This window comes from Streptomyces griseocarneus (assembly GCF_014655595.1).
In the GTDB taxonomy this organism is placed as follows: domain Bacteria; phylum Actinomycetota; class Actinomycetes; order Streptomycetales; family Streptomycetaceae; genus Streptomyces; species Streptomyces griseocarneus.
Genome location: NZ_BNBL01000001.1, coordinates 475,979 through 494,944, shown reverse-complemented (window position 1 = coordinate 494,944; position 18,966 = coordinate 475,979). Strand labels below are relative to the sequence as shown.

The following is an 18,966-nucleotide window of genomic DNA, read 5'->3' as shown; positions in this document are numbered from 1 at the left end:
AGGTTCATGACGGCATTCATTCTGGTGGCGGGCGCCCACACCGGCGGCTGGGTCTGGGACGACGTGGCCGCGCGGCTGCGGGAGTCGGGGGCCGAGGCGCATCCGGTGACGCTCACCGGCATGGGCGAGCGCCGCCACCTGGCGGGGCCCGGCACGGACCTCGGGACGCACATCGAGGACGTGGTGCGGCTGATCGACGAGGTGGACGCGCCCGAGGTGGTGCTGGTGGGGCACTGCTACGGCGTCCACCCGGTGCTCGGCGCCGTCGGCCGGCGCCCGGAGCGGGTCTCCCGCATCGTCTACCTGGACACGGTCATGCCCCAGGACGGCGCCCCGGCCCTCCAGCAACTCCCGGCGGTCGCCGGCCGGCTGCCGGCCCCGGCCGGGCAGGGCGGACAGGGCGACTGGCGGATCCTCCCGCCGGCCGCGCAGGAGTGGCAGCGCTGGGGCAGCACCACCGGCGTCCCCGCCGACGCGCTGGCACGGCTGACCGAGCTGGCCGCACCGCAGCCGGCGGGCACGCTCACCCAGCCGCTCCGGCTGCCGGAGGCGCTCTCCCAGCTGCCGACGACCGGCATCCTGTGCACGGGCAACGGCTCCAGCATCGAGACGGTCGAGTCGCTGGTGAGGCTCGGGGACCCCCGCCTGCAGGCGCTCGCCGACCCCCGGGTGGGCTTCTTCGAACTCCACACCGGGCACTGGCCGATGCTCTCCACCCCCGGCGAGCTGGCCGGCGTCCTGCTCCGGGCCGCCGAAGGAGAGGGATACCGGCTGGCCGCGACGGCGTGCGAGCCGGCCGCCCACCAGCGGCCGTTCCTCATCGACGTACCCGAGCGGCCGCGTGAGCGGACGGGGCACGTCGACCTCTACCTGCCCGACGCCGACGGCCCCCGTCCGGCGGTGGTGTTCGTCCACGGCGGCCCGGTCCCGGCCGGCGTGGAGCCGGCACCGCGCGACTGGCCGGCCTTCGTCGGCTACGGCCGGTACACGGCGAGCCTGGGAGCGGTCGGCGTGACCCTGGACCACCGGCTGCACGACATCACCGACTATGGGCGCGCCGCCGAGGACGTCGCCGCGGCGGTCGAGCTCGTACGGGCCGATCCGCGCGTCGACGCGGACCGCGTCGCGGTGTGGTTCTTCTCCGGCGGCGGGCTGCTGTCGGCGGACTGGCTCTCCGCGCCCCCGCCGTGGCTGCGCTGCGTGGCGGCGACCTACCCGATCCTCGCGCCGCTGCCGAATTGGGGCATGGGCGCGTCGCGCTTCCGTCCGGCGGCGGCGCTGCCCGCCGCGGGCCGCCTGCCGTTCGTGCTGACCCGGGTGGAGCTGGAGCGCCCGGAGATCGCGGCCACGATCGAGGAGTTCCTGACCGCGGCCGCCGGCTGCGAGGCCGCCGTCGAGGTGGTCGACGTGCCGCTCGGCCACCACGGCTTCGAGACGCTCGACCACACCGACGCGGCGCGCGACGCCGTGGACCGGGCGGTCCGCTCCGTGCTGGGGCACCTGGAGGGCTAGGTCCCGTCGGCCACCGCTATCGCGGCCGCGTAGCCCGGGCCCGCGTCGATGTCGGTCAGGGTCCAGCCGGGCGGTGCGGCCGGGGCCGGGCCGGCGCCGACGTAGGTGGCCGCGGGGCTTTCGGCGAGGCCGGTGCCCGTGCCCTTGAGGTAGGCCTCCTTGCGGGTCCAGCACCGGGCGAAGGCGGCCGGGCGGGCGTGTTCGGGCAGGACGTCCAGTTCGGCGGTCTCCGTCGGGTGCAGCATCCGCGCCACCTCGGCGACGACGGACGGCGGCTGGACCTGCTCGACGTCCGCGCCCACCGGCGCGTCCGCGAAGGCGAAGAGGGCGAGTTCGCCCGCGTGCGAGAGGTTGAAGTGCACCGGGGAGCCGGCGACCGCCGGCCGGCCGTGGGGCTCGCCGCAGCCCGGGCAGGGCTCGCGGGTCAGCTCCACCGCGCCCGGCGGCGTGGCCAGGTAGGCGCCGAGGAGCCGGCGGAGCCCGGCGTGGGAGGCGACGTAGCGGTCGCGGTGCAGGGGGCGTACGAAGCCGGCCGCCCGCGCCCGCTCCCCGGCGTCCAGGTCGTCCTGGGGCCAGGGCGCGCCGCCGTCGGGTATGCGCAGCAGCCAGACGTGCGGGGCCGTGCCGCCCGGGCGCCACGGCCCGGGCAGCGCGTCGCGGCCCAGCAGCCGCACGTCCGCGTGTGTCAGCATCTCTCCCCCAGGTACCGGGCCACCGTCTCCGCGATCGCGTCGACGGGGCCGGGCCGGGTCATCGCCGCGTGCGGGCAGTCCAGGTCACGGTTGATCAGGTCGCCGCCGACGTACGGGCGCCACGCGTCCCGCGACGGCCGGTCCTCGCCCCCGGACGAGGCGGCCGTGAAGAACAGGACGTCGCCGTCGAAGACGCCCGGCCGGTGCCGCCGGGTCAGCGCCGCGTGGTGGACGGCGGCGCGGGCCATCGCGGCGACGGTCTCCTCCCGCAGTGCGGCGGCCGGCGTGCCGATCTCCTTGCGCAGGGCCGCCACGATCTGTCGCCGGGTCACCGGGGTGTCCCCGGCGGGCTCCTCGCCCGCCATGCGCAGCAGTTCCGCGAACGCGTCGGCCTCGGCCGGCGCGGGCCTGCCCCGCCATACGTCGCCGGGGTAGGAGTCCAGCAGCGCGAGCAGTTCCACCTTCTCGCCGGCGTCCCGCAGCAGCACGGCGACGGCGTGGGCGAGGTTGCCGCCGAAGGACCAGCCCAGCAGCCGGTAGGGGCCGTGCGGCCGGACCTCGCGGATGCGGGCCAGGCAGTCGGCGGCCATCTCCTCGAGGCCGGCGGCGGGCGGCGCGTCGCCGGCGAGGCCGCGCGCCTGGAGGGCGTACACCGGCTGTTCGGCGCCGAGCCGGGCCGTGAGGCCCGCGTAGCACCAGCCGAGGCCCACCGCGGGCGGCAGGACGAACAGCGGTGTGCGCGTGCCGGTGCGGCGCAGCGGCAGCAGGGGGCCGAGCGCGTCGTCCGTCCTCCCGGCGGCGACCCGGGCGGCGAGGGCGGCCGGGGTGGGGGCCCTGAAGAGCGTGCCCAGGTCGAGGTCCGCGCCGAGCGCGTCCCGTACGCGGGCGACGAGGCGCGCGGCGAGGAGCGAGTCGCCGCCCAGGTCGAAGAAGCCGTCGTCCACGCCGGGCGGCCGCTCGAGGCCGAGCACGTCCGCGAAGAGCCGGGCCAGGGTCTCCTCCCGGGCGTCGCCGGGGCGGCGGTCGCCGAGGACCGGGGCGGGCGCGGGCAGCGCCGCGCGGTCGAGCTTGCCGTTGGGGCCCAGCGGGAAGGCGTCGAGCACCACGACGGCGCTGGGCACCATGGCCTCGGGCAGGCGGGCCGCGAGGGCGGCCCGCAGGGCCCGGGGATCGAGCGGACCGGCCTCGGCGGCGGCATCCACCGAGGCCGGAGTCACATGGGCGACCAGGCGGCGGTCGCCGGGGCGGTCCTCGCGGACCGTGACGCACGCGGCGGCGACGCGCGGATCCCCCGTCAGGGCCGCCTCGACCTCGCCGGGTTCGATGCGCTGGCCGCGCAGCTTGACCTGCCGGTCGGCGCGGCCGGCGTACTCGAGGACGCCGTCCTCGCGCCGGCGGGCCAGGTCGCCGGTGCGGTACATGCGCTCGCCGGGCGCCCCGAAGGGGTCGCGCACGAAGCGGGCGGCGGTCAGGTCCGGCCGCCCCAGGTAGCCGGTGGCCAGCTGGGCGCCGGCGATGTACAGCTCGCCGGTGACGCCGGGCGGGCACGGCTGCAGGGCGGCGTCGAGGACGTGGAGCCGGGTGTTCCAGACGGGCCGGCCGATGGGCACGGGGCCCGTCCCGCCCGGCTCGCACCGGTGGTGGGAGACGTCGACGGCCGCCTCGGTGGGCCCGTAGAGGTTGTGCAGCGCGGTGCCGGGCAGCGTGGCGTGGAAGCGGTCGGCGAGCGCGCGCGGCAGCGTCTCGCCGCTGGCGAAGACGTCGCGCAGCGGGAGTTCCCCGTCCGCCTCGTCCAGGAACAGTGCGAGCGCGGAGGGCACGAAGTGGGCGATGGTGATGCCGTGTTCGCGGACGGTACGGGCCAGGGCCGCCGGGTCGCGGTGCTCGCCGGGCCCGGCGAGCACGAGGGTGGCGCCCTCGCGCAGCGGCCAGAACAGCTCCCACACCGAGACGTCGAAGCCGGTGGGCGTCTTGTGCAGGACCCGGTCGCCGGCGGTCAGGCCGTACTGGCCCTGCATCCAGCGCAGCCGGTTGTCGATCGCGGAGTGCGGGACGACGACGCCCTTGGGGCGGCCGGTGGAGCCGGAGGTGTGGATGACGTAGGCGGGGTGGTGCGGGGTGAGGGCGCGGCCGGGGTCCGTGGGCAGCTGCCGGTCCAGCGCGGCGGCGAGCGCCGGGTCGTCCAGGAGGACGGCCGGGACGTCCGTCTCCGGCAGGGCCGCGGCGCGGGTGGCGGTGTCCGTCAGGAGGCACGCCGGGGCGGTGTCCTCCAGGACGAGCGCGAGGCGGGCCGGGGGGTGTTCGACGTCCAGCGGCACATAGGCGCCGCCCGCCTTGAGGACGGCCAGCAGCGCCACGACGAGGTCGGCGGAGCGCGGCAGGGCGACGGCCGCGAGGACTCCGGGGCGCACGCCGAGGCCGATGAGGTGGCGGGCGAGCCGGTTGGCCCGGGTGTTCAGTTCGGCGTACGTCCAGCTCCGCCCGTCGGCGATGAGCGCGGTCGCGTGCGGGGTGCGGGCGGCGCGGGCCTCGATGGGGCCGATCAGCGTGGTCGGGGGCAGATCGGTCGCCGTGTCGTTGAACTCGGTGAGTTCCCGCTCGCGCTCCTCGTCGGTGGCGAGGCAGAGCTCGGACAGCGGCCGGTGCGGGTCGCCGGCGGCGATGCGGGTGAGCAGGTCGAGGAAGCGGTGCTGGTGGGCGGCGACCTCGCCGTCCTCGTACGACGCCGGGTTGGCGTCGTAGTCGATGCGCAGGCCGGAGCCGTCGGCGCGGTCGTAGATGTTGACGGTCAGGTCGTCGACCGGTCCGCCGGAGAGGTTGTGGGCGTCGCAGCGGGCGCCGGCGAAGGTCAGGCCGTAGTCGAAGGGCATGACGTTGACCAGCGGCCCGACGAGGGCCGTGCCCTCGCCGAGGAGGCCGAGGTCGCGGCGCAGGTCGGCGTAGCGGTAGCGCTGGTGGCGCCGGGCGTCGCGGATGCCGAGGTCGGCCTGGCGGGTGAGCTCGGCGAAGGTGGCGTCGGGGGTGACGGTCAGGCGCAGCGGCAGGACGTTCATCACCATGCCGGGGACGCGCAGGGCGACGGAGCCCATGCGGCCCATCATGGGCAGGCCGAGGACGACGTCCTGCCGGCCGGTGGCGCGGGAGAGGTAGAGGGCCTGGGCGGCGAAGAGCACGTCGGGCCAGGTGGCGCGGACGGACGCGGCGAGTTCCCGCAGCCGGGCGGCGGCCTCGGGGCCGAGGTGCGCGGTGTGACGCACGGTGGTGCGGGAGGGCAGGGCGGCGCGGCCGGAGAGGGTGGGGACGGCGGGGCGGCCGGCCATGTGCCGGCGCCAGTGGTCGCGGTCGCGCTCGCAGGTGGCGGAGTCGCGGTAGGCGGCGTCCTCCTCGACGAGCGCGGCGAGCCGGCCGAAGGGGCTGGGGCCCGCGTCGCCGCCGGTGGCGAGGGCGGTGTAGACCTCGGCGACGCGGCGGGCGACGAGGGCGTAGCCGTAGCCGTCGAGGACGGCGTGGTGGACGCGCTGGTACCACAGCCAGCGCCGGTCGCCGACGCGGAAGAGGGCGTGGGCGAAGAGGGGGCCGCCCGCCAGGTCGAAGGGGACGGCGAGGTCGGCGCGCATCCAGGCCGTCGCCGCGGCGACGGCCCGTCCGGCGTCTCCCCGCTCCCGCAGGTCGGCGGTGTGCAGGGGGAAGCCGCTGCCGGGTGCCGGGACGGCGACGGGGAGTTGCCGGGGCCCGGCGGGGGTGTCCACCAGGCGCACGCGCAGGGCCTCCGCCTCGCCGACCGTGCGGTGCAGGGCCTCGGCGAAGAGCACCGGGTCGATGTCGCCGTGGATGTCGAGGTACTCGGCGGTGTTGAGGGCGGGGCTGCCCGGGTCGAGGGCCTGGGCGTACCACATGCCCGACTGGGCGCCCGTCAGCGGCAGCCCCGCCCCGGAGGACCGGGTGGGGGTGCCGCCGACGGGCCGGCCCAGTACGGAGACCGTCATGTCCGTGCCCCCAGCAGGGGCGCCCACTGCTCGATGGCCGGCTTCTCGGCGAGGTCGACGAAGGTGACCTCGGTGCCGTGGTCCCGGCGCCAGCGTTCGACGAGGGTCATGATGCGCACGGAGTCGAGGCCGTAGTCCACGAGGTTCTCGTCGTCGGGGATGTCGGCGGGGTCCTCGCCGAGCACGTCGGCGACGTCGGCGCGGATCTGTTCCAGGGTGAGGGCCATGGGGGTTACTTCCCTTCGAGGACGCGGTCGGTGGTGGTGACGACCGCGCACTTGGCGGCCGCCCAGCGCAGCGCCGTCGCGTGGTCCTCGGGCGAGAAGTCGGCTACGGCGTCGGCGACGAGGAAGGGCTGGATGTCCCGCATCCACGCGTCGCAGGCGCTCATCATGACACCGATGTGGGCGTAGACCCCGACAATGATCAGCTGGTCGCGGCCCTGTGCGGCCATCCGCTCGGCGAGGTCGGTGCGCACGAAGGCGCTGTACTTCCACTTCGTCAGGACCGTGTCCCCCTCGGTGGGGGCGACGGCGTCCGCGACGGCCTTGGCGCGCGGGTCGTCGGGCAGGCCCGGGCCCCAGAAGTCCTGCTGCAGGCCGCGCTCGGCGGGGCTCTGGCCGCCGGGCTGGGCGGAGTAGACGACGGGCACGCCCAGGCGCCCGCAGTCCTTCTTCAGCCTCACGACGTTGGCCAGCAGCTCGGTGACGGGGGAGGCGCCGGCCTCGAAGGCGTCGAGGAAGTAGTTCTGCAGGTCGTGGACGAGCAGCACGGCCCGGTCGGGGTCGACGGTCCAGCTCACCTTGTTGGCGGGCAGGTCGGCCTCGGTGGGCATGGCGTAGGGGGCGATGGCGGGGAGCGCCATGGTGGTGTGGGGCCTTTCTCTACAGCTGTGGGGCGGTGGCGCGGAGCTCGGCGGCGATGGCCGCACGGAGGTCCTTCTTGGAGACCTTGCCGATGCCGGTCTGCGGGAACGCGGCGACGAACTCGACCCGGTCGGGCACCTTGAAGGCGGCCAGGCCGCGCTCGCGCACGAACTTCTTGACGGCGACGGACTTCACCGGTTCGGCGCCCTCGCGCAGCACGACGTAGGCGCAGGTGCGCTCGCCCAGGTAGGCGTCGGGCATGGAGACGACGGCGACGTCGTGGACGGCGGGGTGGGCGAGGATGTGGTTCTCGATCTCCTCGGCCGCGACCTTCTCGCCGCCCCGGTTGATCTGGTCCTTGGCCCGGCCCTCCACCACGATGTGGCCGCTGTCGGTGAGCCGTACGACGTCGCCGGTGCGGTAGAAGCCGTCCGCGGTGAAGGAGGCGGCGTTGTGCTCGGGCGCCCGCCAGTAGCCGCGGATGGTGTACGGGCCGCGGGTCAGCAGGTGGCCGGTCGCGCCGGTGGGGAGGTCGTTGTCCTCGTCGTCCACGACACGGATCTCGTCGTCGGGCGAGATCGGGCGGCCCTGGGTGGTGACGATCGTTTCCTCGGGGTCGTCGAGCCGGGTGTAGTTCACCAGGCCCTCCGCCATGCCGAAGACCTGCTGGAGGGTGCAGCCCAGCGCGGGCCGTACCCGGCGTGCCGCCTCCTCGCTGAACTTGGCGCCGCCCACCAGCAGGACCTCGAGGCTGGAGAGGTCGTGGTCGCCGGCCGCCGCGGCCTCGGTCCACACCAGGGCGAGCGGCGGCACGAGGCCGGTGAGGGTCACGCCCTCGCGCTCGATGAGGGGGAAGGCGACGTCGGGGCTGGGGCGCGGGGCCAGCACCACGCGGGCGCCGGCGTAGAGGGCGCCGAGGGTGCCGGGGGAACTGAGCGGGAAGTTGTGGGCGGCGGGCAGGGCGCAGAGGTAGACGCTGTTCTCGTCGACGCCGCAGATCTCGTTCGAGCCCCAGAGCGAATAGATGTAGTCGTCGTGGGTGCGCGGGATGAGCTTGGGCACGCCGGTGGAGCCGCCGGAGAGCTGCAGGAAGGCCAGCTCGTGCGGGAGGGGCGGGTCGGCGATCGCGACGGGCTCGGTGGGCACGTCGGCCAGGGCGGTGTGCTCCTCGCCCGGCTCGCCCACGACGAACACGTGCTTGAGGCCGGGCACGTCGGCGCGGACCTTGTCGGCCAGCACGCGGTAGTCGTAGCCCTCGGCGACGTCGGCGACGACGTAGGCGGCGGCCTCGGTGAAGGAGCAGAAGTGGCGTATCTCGGTCTCGCGGTGCGCGGGCAGCGCGAAGACGGGGAGGGCGCCGATGCGGAAGAGGGCGAAGATCACCTCGAAGAACTCGGCGACGTTCGGCAGCTGGACGACCACGCGGTCGCCCTTGCCGATGCCCCGGGCGAGGAAACCGGCGGCCAGCCGGTCGGCCCGGGCGTCGAGCTCGCCGTACGTCCAGCGCCGCCCGCCGCCCGCGGGGTCGACGATCGCGACCCTCTCCGGGTGCTCGGCGGCCCGGTCGCGCAGCATCTGCCCGAACGTTTCTCCGCGCCACCAGCCGGCCGCGCGGTAGCGCTCGGCGAACTCCGCCGGATATCCCGGCGCGTCGACGGTCGGCTCTGTCACTGGTCTACCCCCACTGCCTGCAGGAACGTCTGGAACTTGGCGCCGGTCTCGGCGGTCTCGGCCTCCGGCGTGGACTGTTCGACCACGCCCGCGCCGGCGAAGAGGCTCAGCGTGCGCTCCTCGGCCTCGGCGCAGCGGATGGTGACGACCCATTCGCCGTCGCCGCTCGCGTCGCCCCAGCCCACCATCCCGGTGTAGGCGCCCCGGTCGAAGGGCTCGAGCTCCCCGATGACGTCGCGGGCGGTCGTGGTCGGGGTGCCGCACACGGCCGGGGTGGGGTGCAGGGCGCAGGCCAGTTCCAGGGCGGAGACGGCCGGTTCGGCGAGCTCGCCGGTGACGGTCGTCGACAGGTGCCACATGGCGGCGGTGCGCACGAGCGTGGGGCGGGCGGGCACCTCGAGGGTGCGGCAGTACGGGGCGAGGGCCTCGCGGACGGCGTCCACGACGACGGCGTGCTCGTGCAGGTCCTTGGCGGACTCCAGCAGGGCGGCCGCCCGGCGCACGTCCTCGGCGAGGTCGGCGCTGCGGGGCGTGGAGCCGGCGAGCGGGTTGGCGACGAGGCGGCCGCCGCTTCTGGAGACCAGCAGTTCGGGGCTGGCGCCGAGCAGGGTGCGGCCGGGGCCGGAGGGCAGGGCGAAGGTGTAGCCGGAGGGGTCGCGGCGGGCCAGGCGCTGGAGCAGCCCGGGCAGGTCGAGGTCGCGGTCGGAGGTGAGCCGCAGGCTGCGGGCGAGGACGACCTTGCTGAACTCGCCGCGCCGCATGCGGCGTACGGCCTCGGCGACGGCCGCGCCGTACACGCCGGGCTCCGGGACGGGCCGGACGTCCCAGTTCGCCGCGGCGGGGGCGGCGGCCGGGAGGGCGATGAGCGGGTCCTGGGCGAGCGGCGGCGCCCAGCGGAGGGTCTCGGGCACGGCGAGCGCGGCGGGGGCGGTGTGGTCGAAGGGCACGGCGCCGACGACGACGGGGGCCGGGTTGCCCGCGAGCAGCTCGGCGTCGAGGGTGCGGGTGACGCGCTCGGCCAGCGGCGCGTCGCCGTGCGGCACCTCGGCGCGGACGCCGTGGGCCAGCAGGGTGCGGGTGGGCGAGGCGAAGAAGCGGGCGCGGCCCGGCTCGTACGCGTCGAGCAGCGCCGTCGCCGCGCCGACGGCGGCCCGGGCGTCGGACGGCCTGACGTCCTGTGCCGAGCGCGCGCCGGGCTCGCTCGGCCGGTCGGCGACGTGGTGAGCGGTGGTCACCTGCTGCTCCGTTCCCCCGGCGGTTCGCACCGGGTGTGGGGTGAAGTTCTTCTCGGCGGCCCCGCCCCGGTCGGGGGCGCGGCCGCGCGTGCCGCCTCGCGGCGGCCGGATGGCCGGGTGGGCTGTGGTCTTACGGCCCGCCCCCTTGGGAGGCGGTGGGTTCGTCCGGCGGGACCGGCGGGCGGCGCCGCGAGCCGCGGACGGCGTTCCGGCACCGTCGTGGCGCGGACCGGCCGGCGCCTGATCCGCCGTCAGGCGCCGGGCGTCCGGGCGTCAGGCGCGCAGGGTCGCGCCCCCGTCGACGTACAGGTCGTGCATGGTGATGTGCCGGGCCCGGTCGGAGACCAGGAAGAGGACGGCGTCGGCGACGTCGGAGGGGTCGGCGATGCGGCCGAGCGGGATGCCGACGCGGTACGCGGCCGGGTCGCCGTCGATGACGCGCTCGGGGACCTCGTCGCCGGCCCACAGCGCGCGCTGCATCGCGGTGTCGGTGGAGCCGGGCGAGACGACGTTGCAGCGGACTCCGTTGCGCGCGAGCTCGAGCCCGAGGCACTTGGTGAACATGGTGGCGGCGGCCTTGGAGGCCGCGTACGCCGCCATGCTGGTGCGCGGCACGCCGGCGGCGTTGGAGCCGACGGTGACGATGGCTCCGGAGCGGCGCTCGCCCATGCGGCGGGCGGCGGCGCGGGAGGTGTTGAAGACGCCGGTGGAGTTGACGGCGAAGGTGCGCTGCCAGTCCTCGTCGCTGATCTCGACGACGGGCGAAGTGCGCAGCACCCCGGCGACGTTGACGAGGATGTCGAGCGGTCCGACGTTCTTCTCGACGTCGTCGACGACGGCCTCGACGGCGCGGCTGTCGGAGACGTCGGCGGTGTAGTGGCGCACCGCACCGGCGGCGAATTCCGCTTCGAGCTTCTTGATGCCGTCCGGCGTCGCGTCGAGGGCCGCGACGCGCGCCCCTCGTGCGACAAGGGCGCGGGTCACGGCCTCGCCTATGCCTTGTCCGGCCCCGGTGACCAGCGCGACACGTCCGGCGAGTTCGGACTGCTCCACGACGGTTCCCCCCATTCCACTTGAATTAAGGTAAGCCTTACCTTACACAACAGACCGCCCCGAAGGGAATTGACGTGCGAGCAAACGTTTGACCGAAGCGTCAATTGCCAAAGAGGCGCGGGGAAAACCGCACGGGAAACGGAAGCGCAGCATTAGGTTAGGCTAACCTCATGCGACTCGTCGTCGAACAGCTCACCGCCGGCTACCCCGGCCACCCGGTCGTGCACGGCGTGGACCTGACCGTCCCCGAGGGACAGGTCGTCGCCGTCGTCGGCCCCAACGGCTGCGGCAAGTCCACCCTGTTGCGGTCCATCGCCCGGCTGCACCGGCCCGACTCCGGGACGGTCAGGATCGGCGACGCCGACATCTGGGAGCTGGCCCCCCGCCGGGCCGCGCACCGCATCGCCCTCCTCCCCCAGTCGCCGCAGGCGCCCGAGGCCGTGACCGTCGCCGGGCTCGTCCGCTACGGACGCCACCCGCACCAGGGCCTCTTCCGCCAGTGGTCGCGCGACGACGAGCGCGCGGTACGGGCGGCCCTCGAGGCCACCGGCACCGCCGCCCTGGCCTCGCGCCGCCTCGACCAGCTCTCCGGCGGCCAGCGCCAGCGCTGCTGGCTGGCCATGGTCCTCGCCCAGGAGACGCCGATCGTGCTGCTGGACGAGCCGACGAGCGCCCTCGACCTCGGGCACGCCGTCGACGTCCTCGAACTCGTCCGCGAGGTCGCGGCCGCGGGGCGCACGGTGATGATGGTGCTGCACGACCTGGCCAGCGCCGCCCGCTACGCCGACGTCGTCGTCGCCATGCGCGACGGGCGGATCGTCGCCCACGGCCCCTCCCGCGAGATCGTGGACGCCGACCTGGTCCGCGAGCTCTACGGCATCGAGGCCGACGTCCTCGCCGCCCCCGGCGACGGCTCCCCGGTCGTCGTCCCCGCCGCCCGTGCCGGGGCCGCGGCCGGCGCGCCCGCGGCCCGCGCGGGCGCGGCCGCCTGACGCCAGGTCAGGCGGCCGCGGCCGCCGCGCCGGTCACTTGGCCAGGTCGAGGGCGGCCACCTGCGGCACGTCGATGCCGAAGGTCTGCGCGTACAGCGACAGCTCCGCCTCCAGCGACCGGACCACGGAGCCGGCGCGCCGGAAGCCGTGGCCCTCGCCCTCGAAGGTGAGGTAGGCGTGCGGCACCCCGCGCCCGGCCACCGCCTCCACCAGGCGCTCGCTCTGCCGGGGCGGGCAGACCGGGTCCTCGAGCCCCTGCAGCAGCAGGAAGGGCACCGCGATCCGGTCCGCGCGGCTCAGCGGCGAGCGGTCGCGGTAGCGCTCGGGGACCTCGGCGAGGGGGCCGACCAGGTAGTCCAGGTAGTGCGACTCCAGGTCGTGCGTGCCTCCGTCGGCCCAGACCGTCAGGTCCAGCACGGGATAGGCGATGGTCCCGCACGCGTACAGGTCCGTCGAGACGAGGGACGCGGCCGTGGTCCAGCCGCCCGCGCTGCCGCCCCGGATCGCCAGCCGGGCCCGGTCGGCCGTCCCCTCGTCCGCCAGCGCCTCGGCCACCGCCGCGCAGTCCTCGACGTCGACGATCCCCCAGCGCCCCCGCAGCCGGTCGCGGTACGCCCGCCCGTAGCCCGCCGAACCGCCGTAGTTGACCTGGGCCACGCCTATGCCCCGGGAGGTGAAGTAGGCGATCTCCAGGTCCAGCACCTGCGGCGACCGGCCGGTGGGCCCGCCGTGCGCCCACACCACGAAGGGCGGCAGCTCGTCGGCCGGCGCCAGGTGGTCCGGGCTGTGCGGCGGGTAGACGTGGGCGTGGACCTCCCGGCCGTCCTGGCCGGTGAACGTGCGGATCAGCGGCTCGGGGTAGTACGCGGGGTCCACCGGGTCCACGTGCCGGGAGCCGATCACCCGCGCCCTGCCCGTGCCGGTGTCCAGCTCCACCACCTCGTACCCGGTGCGCGGGCTGGCCGCGACCCCCACCACCCGGCTGCCGCTCGCCGAAACGGTGGCCGACCACTCCGTCCACGGCCCGGCCGCGTCGACCAGCTCCCCGGTCTCGGGGTCGAGTATGCCCAGCACCATGGCGCCCCGGCCGTGGACGACGGCGACCAGGCCGCTGTCCAGCGGGGCGAACCACCGCGTCCCCGGCCGCCACAGCGGTCCCGCGAACTCCTCCTCGCGCCGGCACAGGTTGACGCAGGCTCCGGTGGCCACGTCGACGCGGTGCAGGTTCCACCATCCCGTGCGGTCGGTCACGGCCAGCAGCGAGCCGTCCGCCGCCCACTCCACCTGGGCGACCGCCTCGTCGGGGCCGCCCAGCACCGTGCGTATCCCGGCGAAGGGGCCGTCCTCGCCGACCTCGGCCACCTTCAGCTCGGTGCCCTCCCAGGACATCCGCGGGTGGTCCCACGCGATCCACGCCGCCCGCCGGCCGTCCGGGGAGAGCCGGGGACCGGTGAGGAAGCGGTGCCGGTCGTCCGTCAGCTCCCGCACGGCGGACCGGTCGTCGGCCGCGGAGCCGTCCAGCGGCACGGCGGCGAGCACCCGCCGCAGGTCGGTCGGGCCCTCGCCGGTGAACTCCTCCAGCACGCACCACACCTCCCCGCGCCCGGGCGGCAGCACGGGGTCGGCCCAGCGCAGCCCGCCGCCCACCGCCGAGGGCGGGGTCAGCGGGCGCGGCGGCGCGCCCGCCGGGTCGTCCGGCTCCCAGACGTACAGCCGCTGGTCGGCGAAGTGGGTGAAGACCACCAGCGGTCCCCCGCTCCCGCGGGGCGCCGCCGCCCAGGGCAGCCCGCCGTACTCGATCAGGCGCGAACGCACGTTCCACGGCGCGGCCAGCGTGGACTCCTCCACGCCGTCGGCGCGCCGGCGCACCAGGGTCATCCGGCCGCCCTCCAGGGGGCGGGAGGCCACCCACCAGACCTCGTCGCCCACCGTGCCCACGAACTCCGGCCTGCTGTCGTGCGATGCGGCGAGCTCTGCGTCGATCGGGGACCGCCAGGCTCCGTAGGGCGTCGTGGACACCATGGTTGTTACGCCTCCTTTGGGCAGGGGTGGTGCTGGTCGTCGTTCATGAAGAAGTGGTCGAGCACCCGGACGCCGAAGTGCAGCGCGTCGACGGGCACCCGCTCGTCGACCCCGTGGAAGAGGGCCTGGTAGTCGAAGCCCGGGGGCAGCCTGAGCGGCGAGAAGCCGTAGCCGACGATGCCCAGGCGGGAGAACTGCTTGGCGTCCGTCCCGCCGGACATGCAGAACGGCACCACCCGCCCCTCCGGGTCGAAGTGCTCGAGGGCGGCGCGCATCCGGCCGAACACCGGCCCGTCGACCGGCGCCTGCAGGGCGGGCTCCGCGTGGTAGAACTCCCATTCCACCCCGGGACCGGTCAGCTGGTCCATGGTGCTGCGGAACTCCTCGTCGCCGCCCGGCACCGTCCGGCCGTCGACGAAGGCCACGGCGTGCCCGGGAATCACATTGATCTTGTACCCGGCGTCCAGCATCGTCGGGTTGGCGCTGTTGCGCAGGGTCGCCGCCACCAGCGCCGCGGCCTTGCCCAGCTTGGCCAGCAGCTCGTCCAGGTCGAGGCCGGGGTCGTCGAGGTCCGCCTCGATCCCCTGCGCGGCGGCGATCCGGCTCAGGGCGGCCCGGACGGTCGGAGTGAGCCGGAGCGGCCACCGGTGGTCGCCGATGCGGGCGACGGCGGCGGCGAGACGGGTCACGGCGTTGTCCGGGTTGACCTTCGAGCCGTGCCCGGTGGTGCCGCGCGCGGTCAGCCGGAGCCAGGCGGAGCCGCGCTCCCCCGCCCCCACCGGATACAGCCGCAGTCCTCCGTCGGCGTGGAAGGTGTAGGCCCCGGACTCGCCGATGCCCACCGTGCACCCCTCGAAGAGCGCGGCGTGCTCGTCGGCGAGGAAGCCCGCGCCGGTGACGGCCTGGTCCTCCTCGTCCGCGGTGAAGGCGAGCACGACGTCCTGCGGCGGCCGCACTCCGGCGCGCGCCCACGCCCGTACGGTCGCCAGGACCATCGCGTCCATGTTCTTCATGTCGATCGCGCCCCGGCCCCAGACCACGCCGTCGCGGACCTCGCCCGAGAACGGGTGCACGCTCCAGTCGCGCGCCTCGGCGGGCACCACGTCCAGGTGCCCGTGGACCAGCACGGCGTCAGCCGCCGGGTCCGCGCCGGGAATCCGGGCGACGACGTTGGTCCGCCCGCTCTCCTTCTCCAGCAGGACCGGCTCGATGCCGGCCTCCGCGAGCCGTTCGGCGACGTATTCGGCGGCGGACCGCTCCCGGCAGTCCCCGCCGCCGCGGTTGGTGGTGTCGATCCGGATCAGGCCGGAGGTGAACGACACCACCTCCTCGAGCGCCTTCTCGTCGATCCTGTTATCCATACTGGTCCTCCACCGCCGCCGACACGACGGTCGTGACCGCCTTGAAACAGCGGATCGCTTCGTACATGGTCGGCATGGTGTAGGCGACCCGGCGCTCGCCGCTCTGCTCGACCCCCGGCACGGCCGTCGCGGCCCCGGCCAGGTGCTCGGCGTCGAACTCCAGCTCCATGGCGAACGGCCCGCTCCGCACCGGCTCGTGCCGCACCGCCAGCGCCGTGGCGTCCTTCGCCGCGGCCCGGATGTCGGCGGCCGTCCGCGCGGGTGTGCGGCACACGGCCGCGTACCGCGACACGTAGTCCTTCACCGCCACCGAACGCGCGTGGGGCGCATACCCCTTGGCGTCCTCGCACGTCCGGTCGTCCCCGGTCACCAGCACCACCGGCACACCGTATTCGGCGACCACCAGGGAATTGAGCAACCCCTCGCTGGCGCGCCTGCCGCTCACCCAGACGCCCGTGAGGGAGTTGGCCAGATACGTGTGCGCCAGCACCCCCTCGGCACCCGCCGCCGCGTGGTAGCCCACGAAGGCGATGCCGTCCACGTCCCCGTGCTGTACGCCCTCGACCATGCTCAGCGTCTTGTGCTTGCCGGTGAGCATCTCGGCCCGCTCGTCCAGCTTCTCCAGCAGGAGATTGCGCATGCTCCAGTGCGCCTCGTTGACGAGCACGGCATCGGCGCCCCCGTCGAAGAATCCGGTGATGGCGGCGTTCACGTCCGAGGTGAACAGGTGGCGGCAGCGCTCCCACTGCGGCGCGCCGGGCAGCACATCGCCGGGCCAGGTGACGCCGGTGGCGCCCTCCATGTCAGCGGAGATCAGGATCTTCACCATCCACCCGTTCTATCGCAGGGGGGATGCCGCCCGCACCGGTGGCGACGTCAGTTGCCGACATCGGTCACGGGAACGGTCAAAAGGTCGCTCGCCCGGTCCTGAACCCGCCGCCGCGCCAGTACCGTTCCGGCCGATGTCCTGTCAAGCCTGTACAACCAGCCGGGGGCGGGCCGGAAGCGAGGCATCCTCGCGGGCCCGCGCTGTGACATGCTCGTGCTCGTGACGAGCGAGTCTGTCGAGTCCGAGAAGGCCGCCGCCGTGCCCGAGGTCGTCGCACTGGCCAAGGTGGTCGCCAAACTGCGGACGGAGAACGAGCGCCTGGAGCGCCTGCTGTCCACCACCGGGGTACTGGAACGCGCCAAAGGCGTCGTGATGGCCCAGTCCGGCTGTTCGGCGACGGCCGCCTACGACACCCTGACGCACCGGGCGAACCTGGCGGGCCGCACGCTGATGGAGGAGTGCTGGACGGTCCTCGGGCGGCTCCCCTCACGTCCGCCCGCCCCGGCGGAGCGGGACGGGCAGTCCGCGGCGTCCGCCGGCTCCCCCGATTCACTCGATTCCCTTGATTCGCTTGATTCGCTTGATTCGCTCGATTCCCTTGACCGCCTTCCGCGCCAGGCGGGGGAATCGGTCCTCGATTCCCCGCCCACGTCCCTGGAGCACGCGGCGGCGCTCAGCGCGCTGGGCGAAGCCCTGACGCGGGTCGCGAACCGTCAGGAACTGGCCCACTGCCTGCGGGAGCACCTGGCCGGCGCGGCCGCGGCCGACGCGGTGATGATCTATGCCGGGCCGGTCGACGGAGGCCTGGACCTCGTCGGCCACTCGGGGCTGCCGGCGTCCGTGGCCGCGCAGTGGCGACGGGTGCCGCCGCTGGCCGGTGTCGCGGCCATGGAGGCCATCCGCAGCCAGGAGGCCGTCTGGCTCGAGGACGCCGCCCGGGACAAGGAGCGGTATCTGCTGATCGGCGAACCGCCCGGGCAATGGCCCACGCGCGCCTGGGTTCCCGTGGACACCGGTGGGGTGGTCGGCGCGGCGATCGGCGTCCTGCGCACCGTGGACGCCCCCTTCCCCGCCGCGACACGCAGCCTGCTGCGCGCGGTGGCCCGGCTGTGCGCGGGACGGCTGAGGGCGTTCGACACGCCCCGCCGGCGCGCGGCCGGCCGCGCCACGGAACTCGTCCAGGCCACTTTCGACGTCCTGTCGGGGCCGGCGGTCCTGCTCACGCCGTTGTACGCGCCGTCGGGGGAGGTCGAGGACTTCCGCATCGACGCGGCCGCGCCCGAGTCGGTGGACGTCGCCGGCCGTCGCGGCCGGCAGCTCGTGGGCCTGCGGATCCTCGAGTGCTATCCCACCATCGTCGGGTCACCGCTGTGGCAGGGGTACCTCGACACGCTCGCCACGGGACGGCCCTTCAGCGGCGGGCCGTTCGACTACGAGGAGGTCGTCGCCGGGGTCCCGCGCACGTCCTGCTTCTCGGCACGCGTCGCCCGGCTGGGTGACGGCCTGCTCACCTCCTGGGTCCGGCACGACGTGACGGAGCGGCGGCGGCAGCGGCTCGAGGACGTGCAGCGGCTGGGCAACCTGGGCTGGGCGGAGTGGAACCTGGTCACCGACACCGTCACCTGGTCGCCCCAGGTCTACACCATCTTCGACCGCGACCCCGCCCTCGGCCCGATGACCCGCGAGGAGCTCCCCGACCACCTCCTGGCCGAGGACGTGCCGGTCCTCTCCCAGGTGGCGCGGCGGCTGCTCGACGAGGGACGGCCCGTCGACCGGCCGTTCCGCATCACGACGGCGTCCGGCGTGCGGCACCTGCGCGTCGTGGCCGAGGCCGTCCTCGACGCGAACGGCTCCCCGGTGGAGGTCCACGGCTTCTTCCAGGACCTCACCGCGCAGCGGCGCGCGGAGCTGGCCCTGGTCGAGAGCGAACGGGCGGTCGTCTCGCAGCGCGGCGTCCTGGAGACCGAGCGGACGGTCGCCGACCGCCTGCAGCACGCACTGCTGCCGCTGCCCGAGCAGTCGCTCAAGCTCGCCGACCTGCGCGTCGACGTCGCCTACCTGCCGTCCGACGACGGCGTGAACGTGGGCGGCGACTGGTACAGCGCGCTCGAAATGCCCGACGGCACCGTACTGTTCGCCGTCGGCGACGTGGCCGGGCACGGCATCGACGCCGTGGCCACCATGGCCCAGCTGCGCTTCACCGCCAAGGGCATGGTCATCACCGGCTCGTCCCTGACCGGCGCGCTGGACCGGCTCAACACGCTGCTCCTGCACACCTCGCAGGCGCACAGCACCACGGCCACGATGGTCCTCGCCGTCTACGACCCGAAGGACCGGAGCCTGACCTGGGCCCATGCGGGGCACCCGCCGCCCCTGCTGCTGCGCGGGGGCCGGGCGGAGTACCTGCGCCACCCCAAGGGCATGCTGCTCGGGGCGGACCCGAAGCCCTCGTACAGCGAGGCCGTGTGCCGGCTCGAGCCGGGCGATCACCTGCTGCTCTACACCGACGGCCTGATCGAGCGGCCCCGCGAGCACATCGACGAGGGCTTCACCCGGCTGGCGGACGCGGCACTCAGGGAGCTCGGCGCCGACGGCGGCGGGTCGCTCGGCGCGCTGCTGGACCCGTTGCGCCGCTCCGAGCGGCGGGACGACGTCTGCTTCCTCGACGTGCACATGCCCTCCGACACCGCCCGGGCGGACTCGTGAGGCGCGGCGGACCGTGCCCGGATGGACCCGTGAGGCGCGGC

Annotated in this window: 13 protein-coding genes; 3 read left to right on the top strand and 10 right to left on the bottom strand. The window is 75.1% G+C overall.

The features are described 5' to 3' along the window. Positions 1-6: 6 nt before the first annotated feature. Positions 7-1,512, top strand: a complete 1,506-nt coding sequence (locus tag IE295_RS02095; protein WP_190061661.1) for an alpha/beta fold hydrolase — start codon at positions 7-9, stop codon at positions 1,510-1,512. On the opposite strand, the gene IE295_RS02090 is transcribed toward IE295_RS02095, so the two are convergent. The 7 genes from IE295_RS02090 to IE295_RS02060 all read right to left on the bottom strand — a co-directional run bounded on the left by IE295_RS02090 (position 1,509) and on the right by IE295_RS02060 (position 11,030). Then, entirely contained in the window at positions 1,509-2,204 is a 696-nt protein-coding gene (locus tag IE295_RS02090; RefSeq protein ID WP_190061660.1) for a 4'-phosphopantetheinyl transferase family protein, read from the bottom strand. The genes IE295_RS02095 and IE295_RS02090 overlap by 4 nt on opposite strands. Then, positions 2,198-6,190: a non-ribosomal peptide synthetase gene (locus IE295_RS02085; protein ID WP_190061659.1), complete on the bottom strand. Its 3,993-nt coding sequence runs from the start codon at positions 6,188-6,190 to the stop codon at positions 2,198-2,200. The genes IE295_RS02090 and IE295_RS02085 overlap by 7 nt, the downstream gene beginning before the upstream one ends. Further along, positions 6,187-6,417 carry a phosphopantetheine-binding protein gene (locus tag IE295_RS02080; protein WP_086575018.1) on the bottom strand — a complete coding sequence of 77 codons (231 nt, stop codon included), beginning with the start codon at positions 6,415-6,417 and terminating at the stop codon, positions 6,187-6,189. Before IE295_RS02080 ends, IE295_RS02085 begins: the two co-directional genes overlap by 4 nt. Before the next feature lie 5 nt (positions 6,418-6,422). Beyond that, positions 6,423-7,055, bottom strand: coding sequence for an isochorismatase family protein (locus IE295_RS02075; RefSeq protein WP_190061658.1), 633 nt, complete (start codon positions 7,053-7,055; stop codon positions 6,423-6,425). A 19-nt stretch (positions 7,056-7,074) separates the two neighbouring features. Continuing rightward, positions 7,075-8,727, bottom strand: a complete 1,653-nt coding sequence (locus tag IE295_RS02070; protein ID WP_190061657.1) for a (2,3-dihydroxybenzoyl)adenylate synthase — start codon at positions 8,725-8,727, stop codon at positions 7,075-7,077. Then, positions 8,724-9,854, bottom strand: a complete 1,131-nt coding sequence (gene dhbC, locus IE295_RS02065) for an isochorismate synthase DhbC (protein WP_224322980.1) — start codon at positions 9,852-9,854, stop codon at positions 8,724-8,726. The genes IE295_RS02070 and dhbC overlap by 4 nt, the downstream gene beginning before the upstream one ends. A gap of 381 nt (positions 9,855-10,235) precedes the next feature. After that, a complete protein-coding gene (locus IE295_RS02060; RefSeq protein ID WP_190061655.1) occupies positions 10,236-11,030 on the bottom strand; it encodes a 2,3-dihydro-2,3-dihydroxybenzoate dehydrogenase in 795 nt (264 codons plus the stop codon). A 155-nt stretch (positions 11,031-11,185) separates the two neighbouring features. Between IE295_RS02060 and IE295_RS02055 the strand changes: the two genes are divergently transcribed. Continuing rightward, positions 11,186-12,007, top strand: coding sequence for an ABC transporter ATP-binding protein (locus IE295_RS02055; RefSeq protein ID WP_190061654.1), 822 nt, complete (start codon positions 11,186-11,188; stop codon positions 12,005-12,007). 33 nt (positions 12,008-12,040) lie between these two features. On the opposite strand, the gene IE295_RS02050 is transcribed toward IE295_RS02055, so the two are convergent. From IE295_RS02050 to IE295_RS02040, 3 genes are read right to left on the bottom strand one after another with little or no spacing between them, the layout of a single operon-like run. Further along, entirely contained in the window at positions 12,041-14,029 is a 1,989-nt protein-coding gene (locus IE295_RS02050; RefSeq protein WP_190061653.1) for a S9 family peptidase, read from the bottom strand. A 5-nt stretch (positions 14,030-14,034) separates the two neighbouring features. Then, the gene (locus IE295_RS02045; RefSeq protein WP_190061652.1) at positions 14,035-15,390 is read right to left on the bottom strand and encodes a M20/M25/M40 family metallo-hydrolase; all 1,356 of its coding nucleotides are present in this window, start codon (positions 15,388-15,390) and stop codon (positions 14,035-14,037) included. Then, a complete protein-coding gene (locus tag IE295_RS02040) occupies positions 15,383-16,216 on the bottom strand; it encodes a M55 family metallopeptidase (protein WP_190062362.1) in 834 nt (277 codons plus the stop codon). Before IE295_RS02040 ends, IE295_RS02045 begins: the two co-directional genes overlap by 8 nt. Before the next feature lie 222 nt (positions 16,217-16,438). Between IE295_RS02040 and IE295_RS02035 the strand changes: the two genes are divergently transcribed. Then, a complete protein-coding gene (locus tag IE295_RS02035) occupies positions 16,439-18,925 on the top strand; it encodes a SpoIIE family protein phosphatase (protein WP_224322961.1) in 2,487 nt (828 codons plus the stop codon). Positions 18,926-18,966 lie beyond the last annotated feature (41 nt).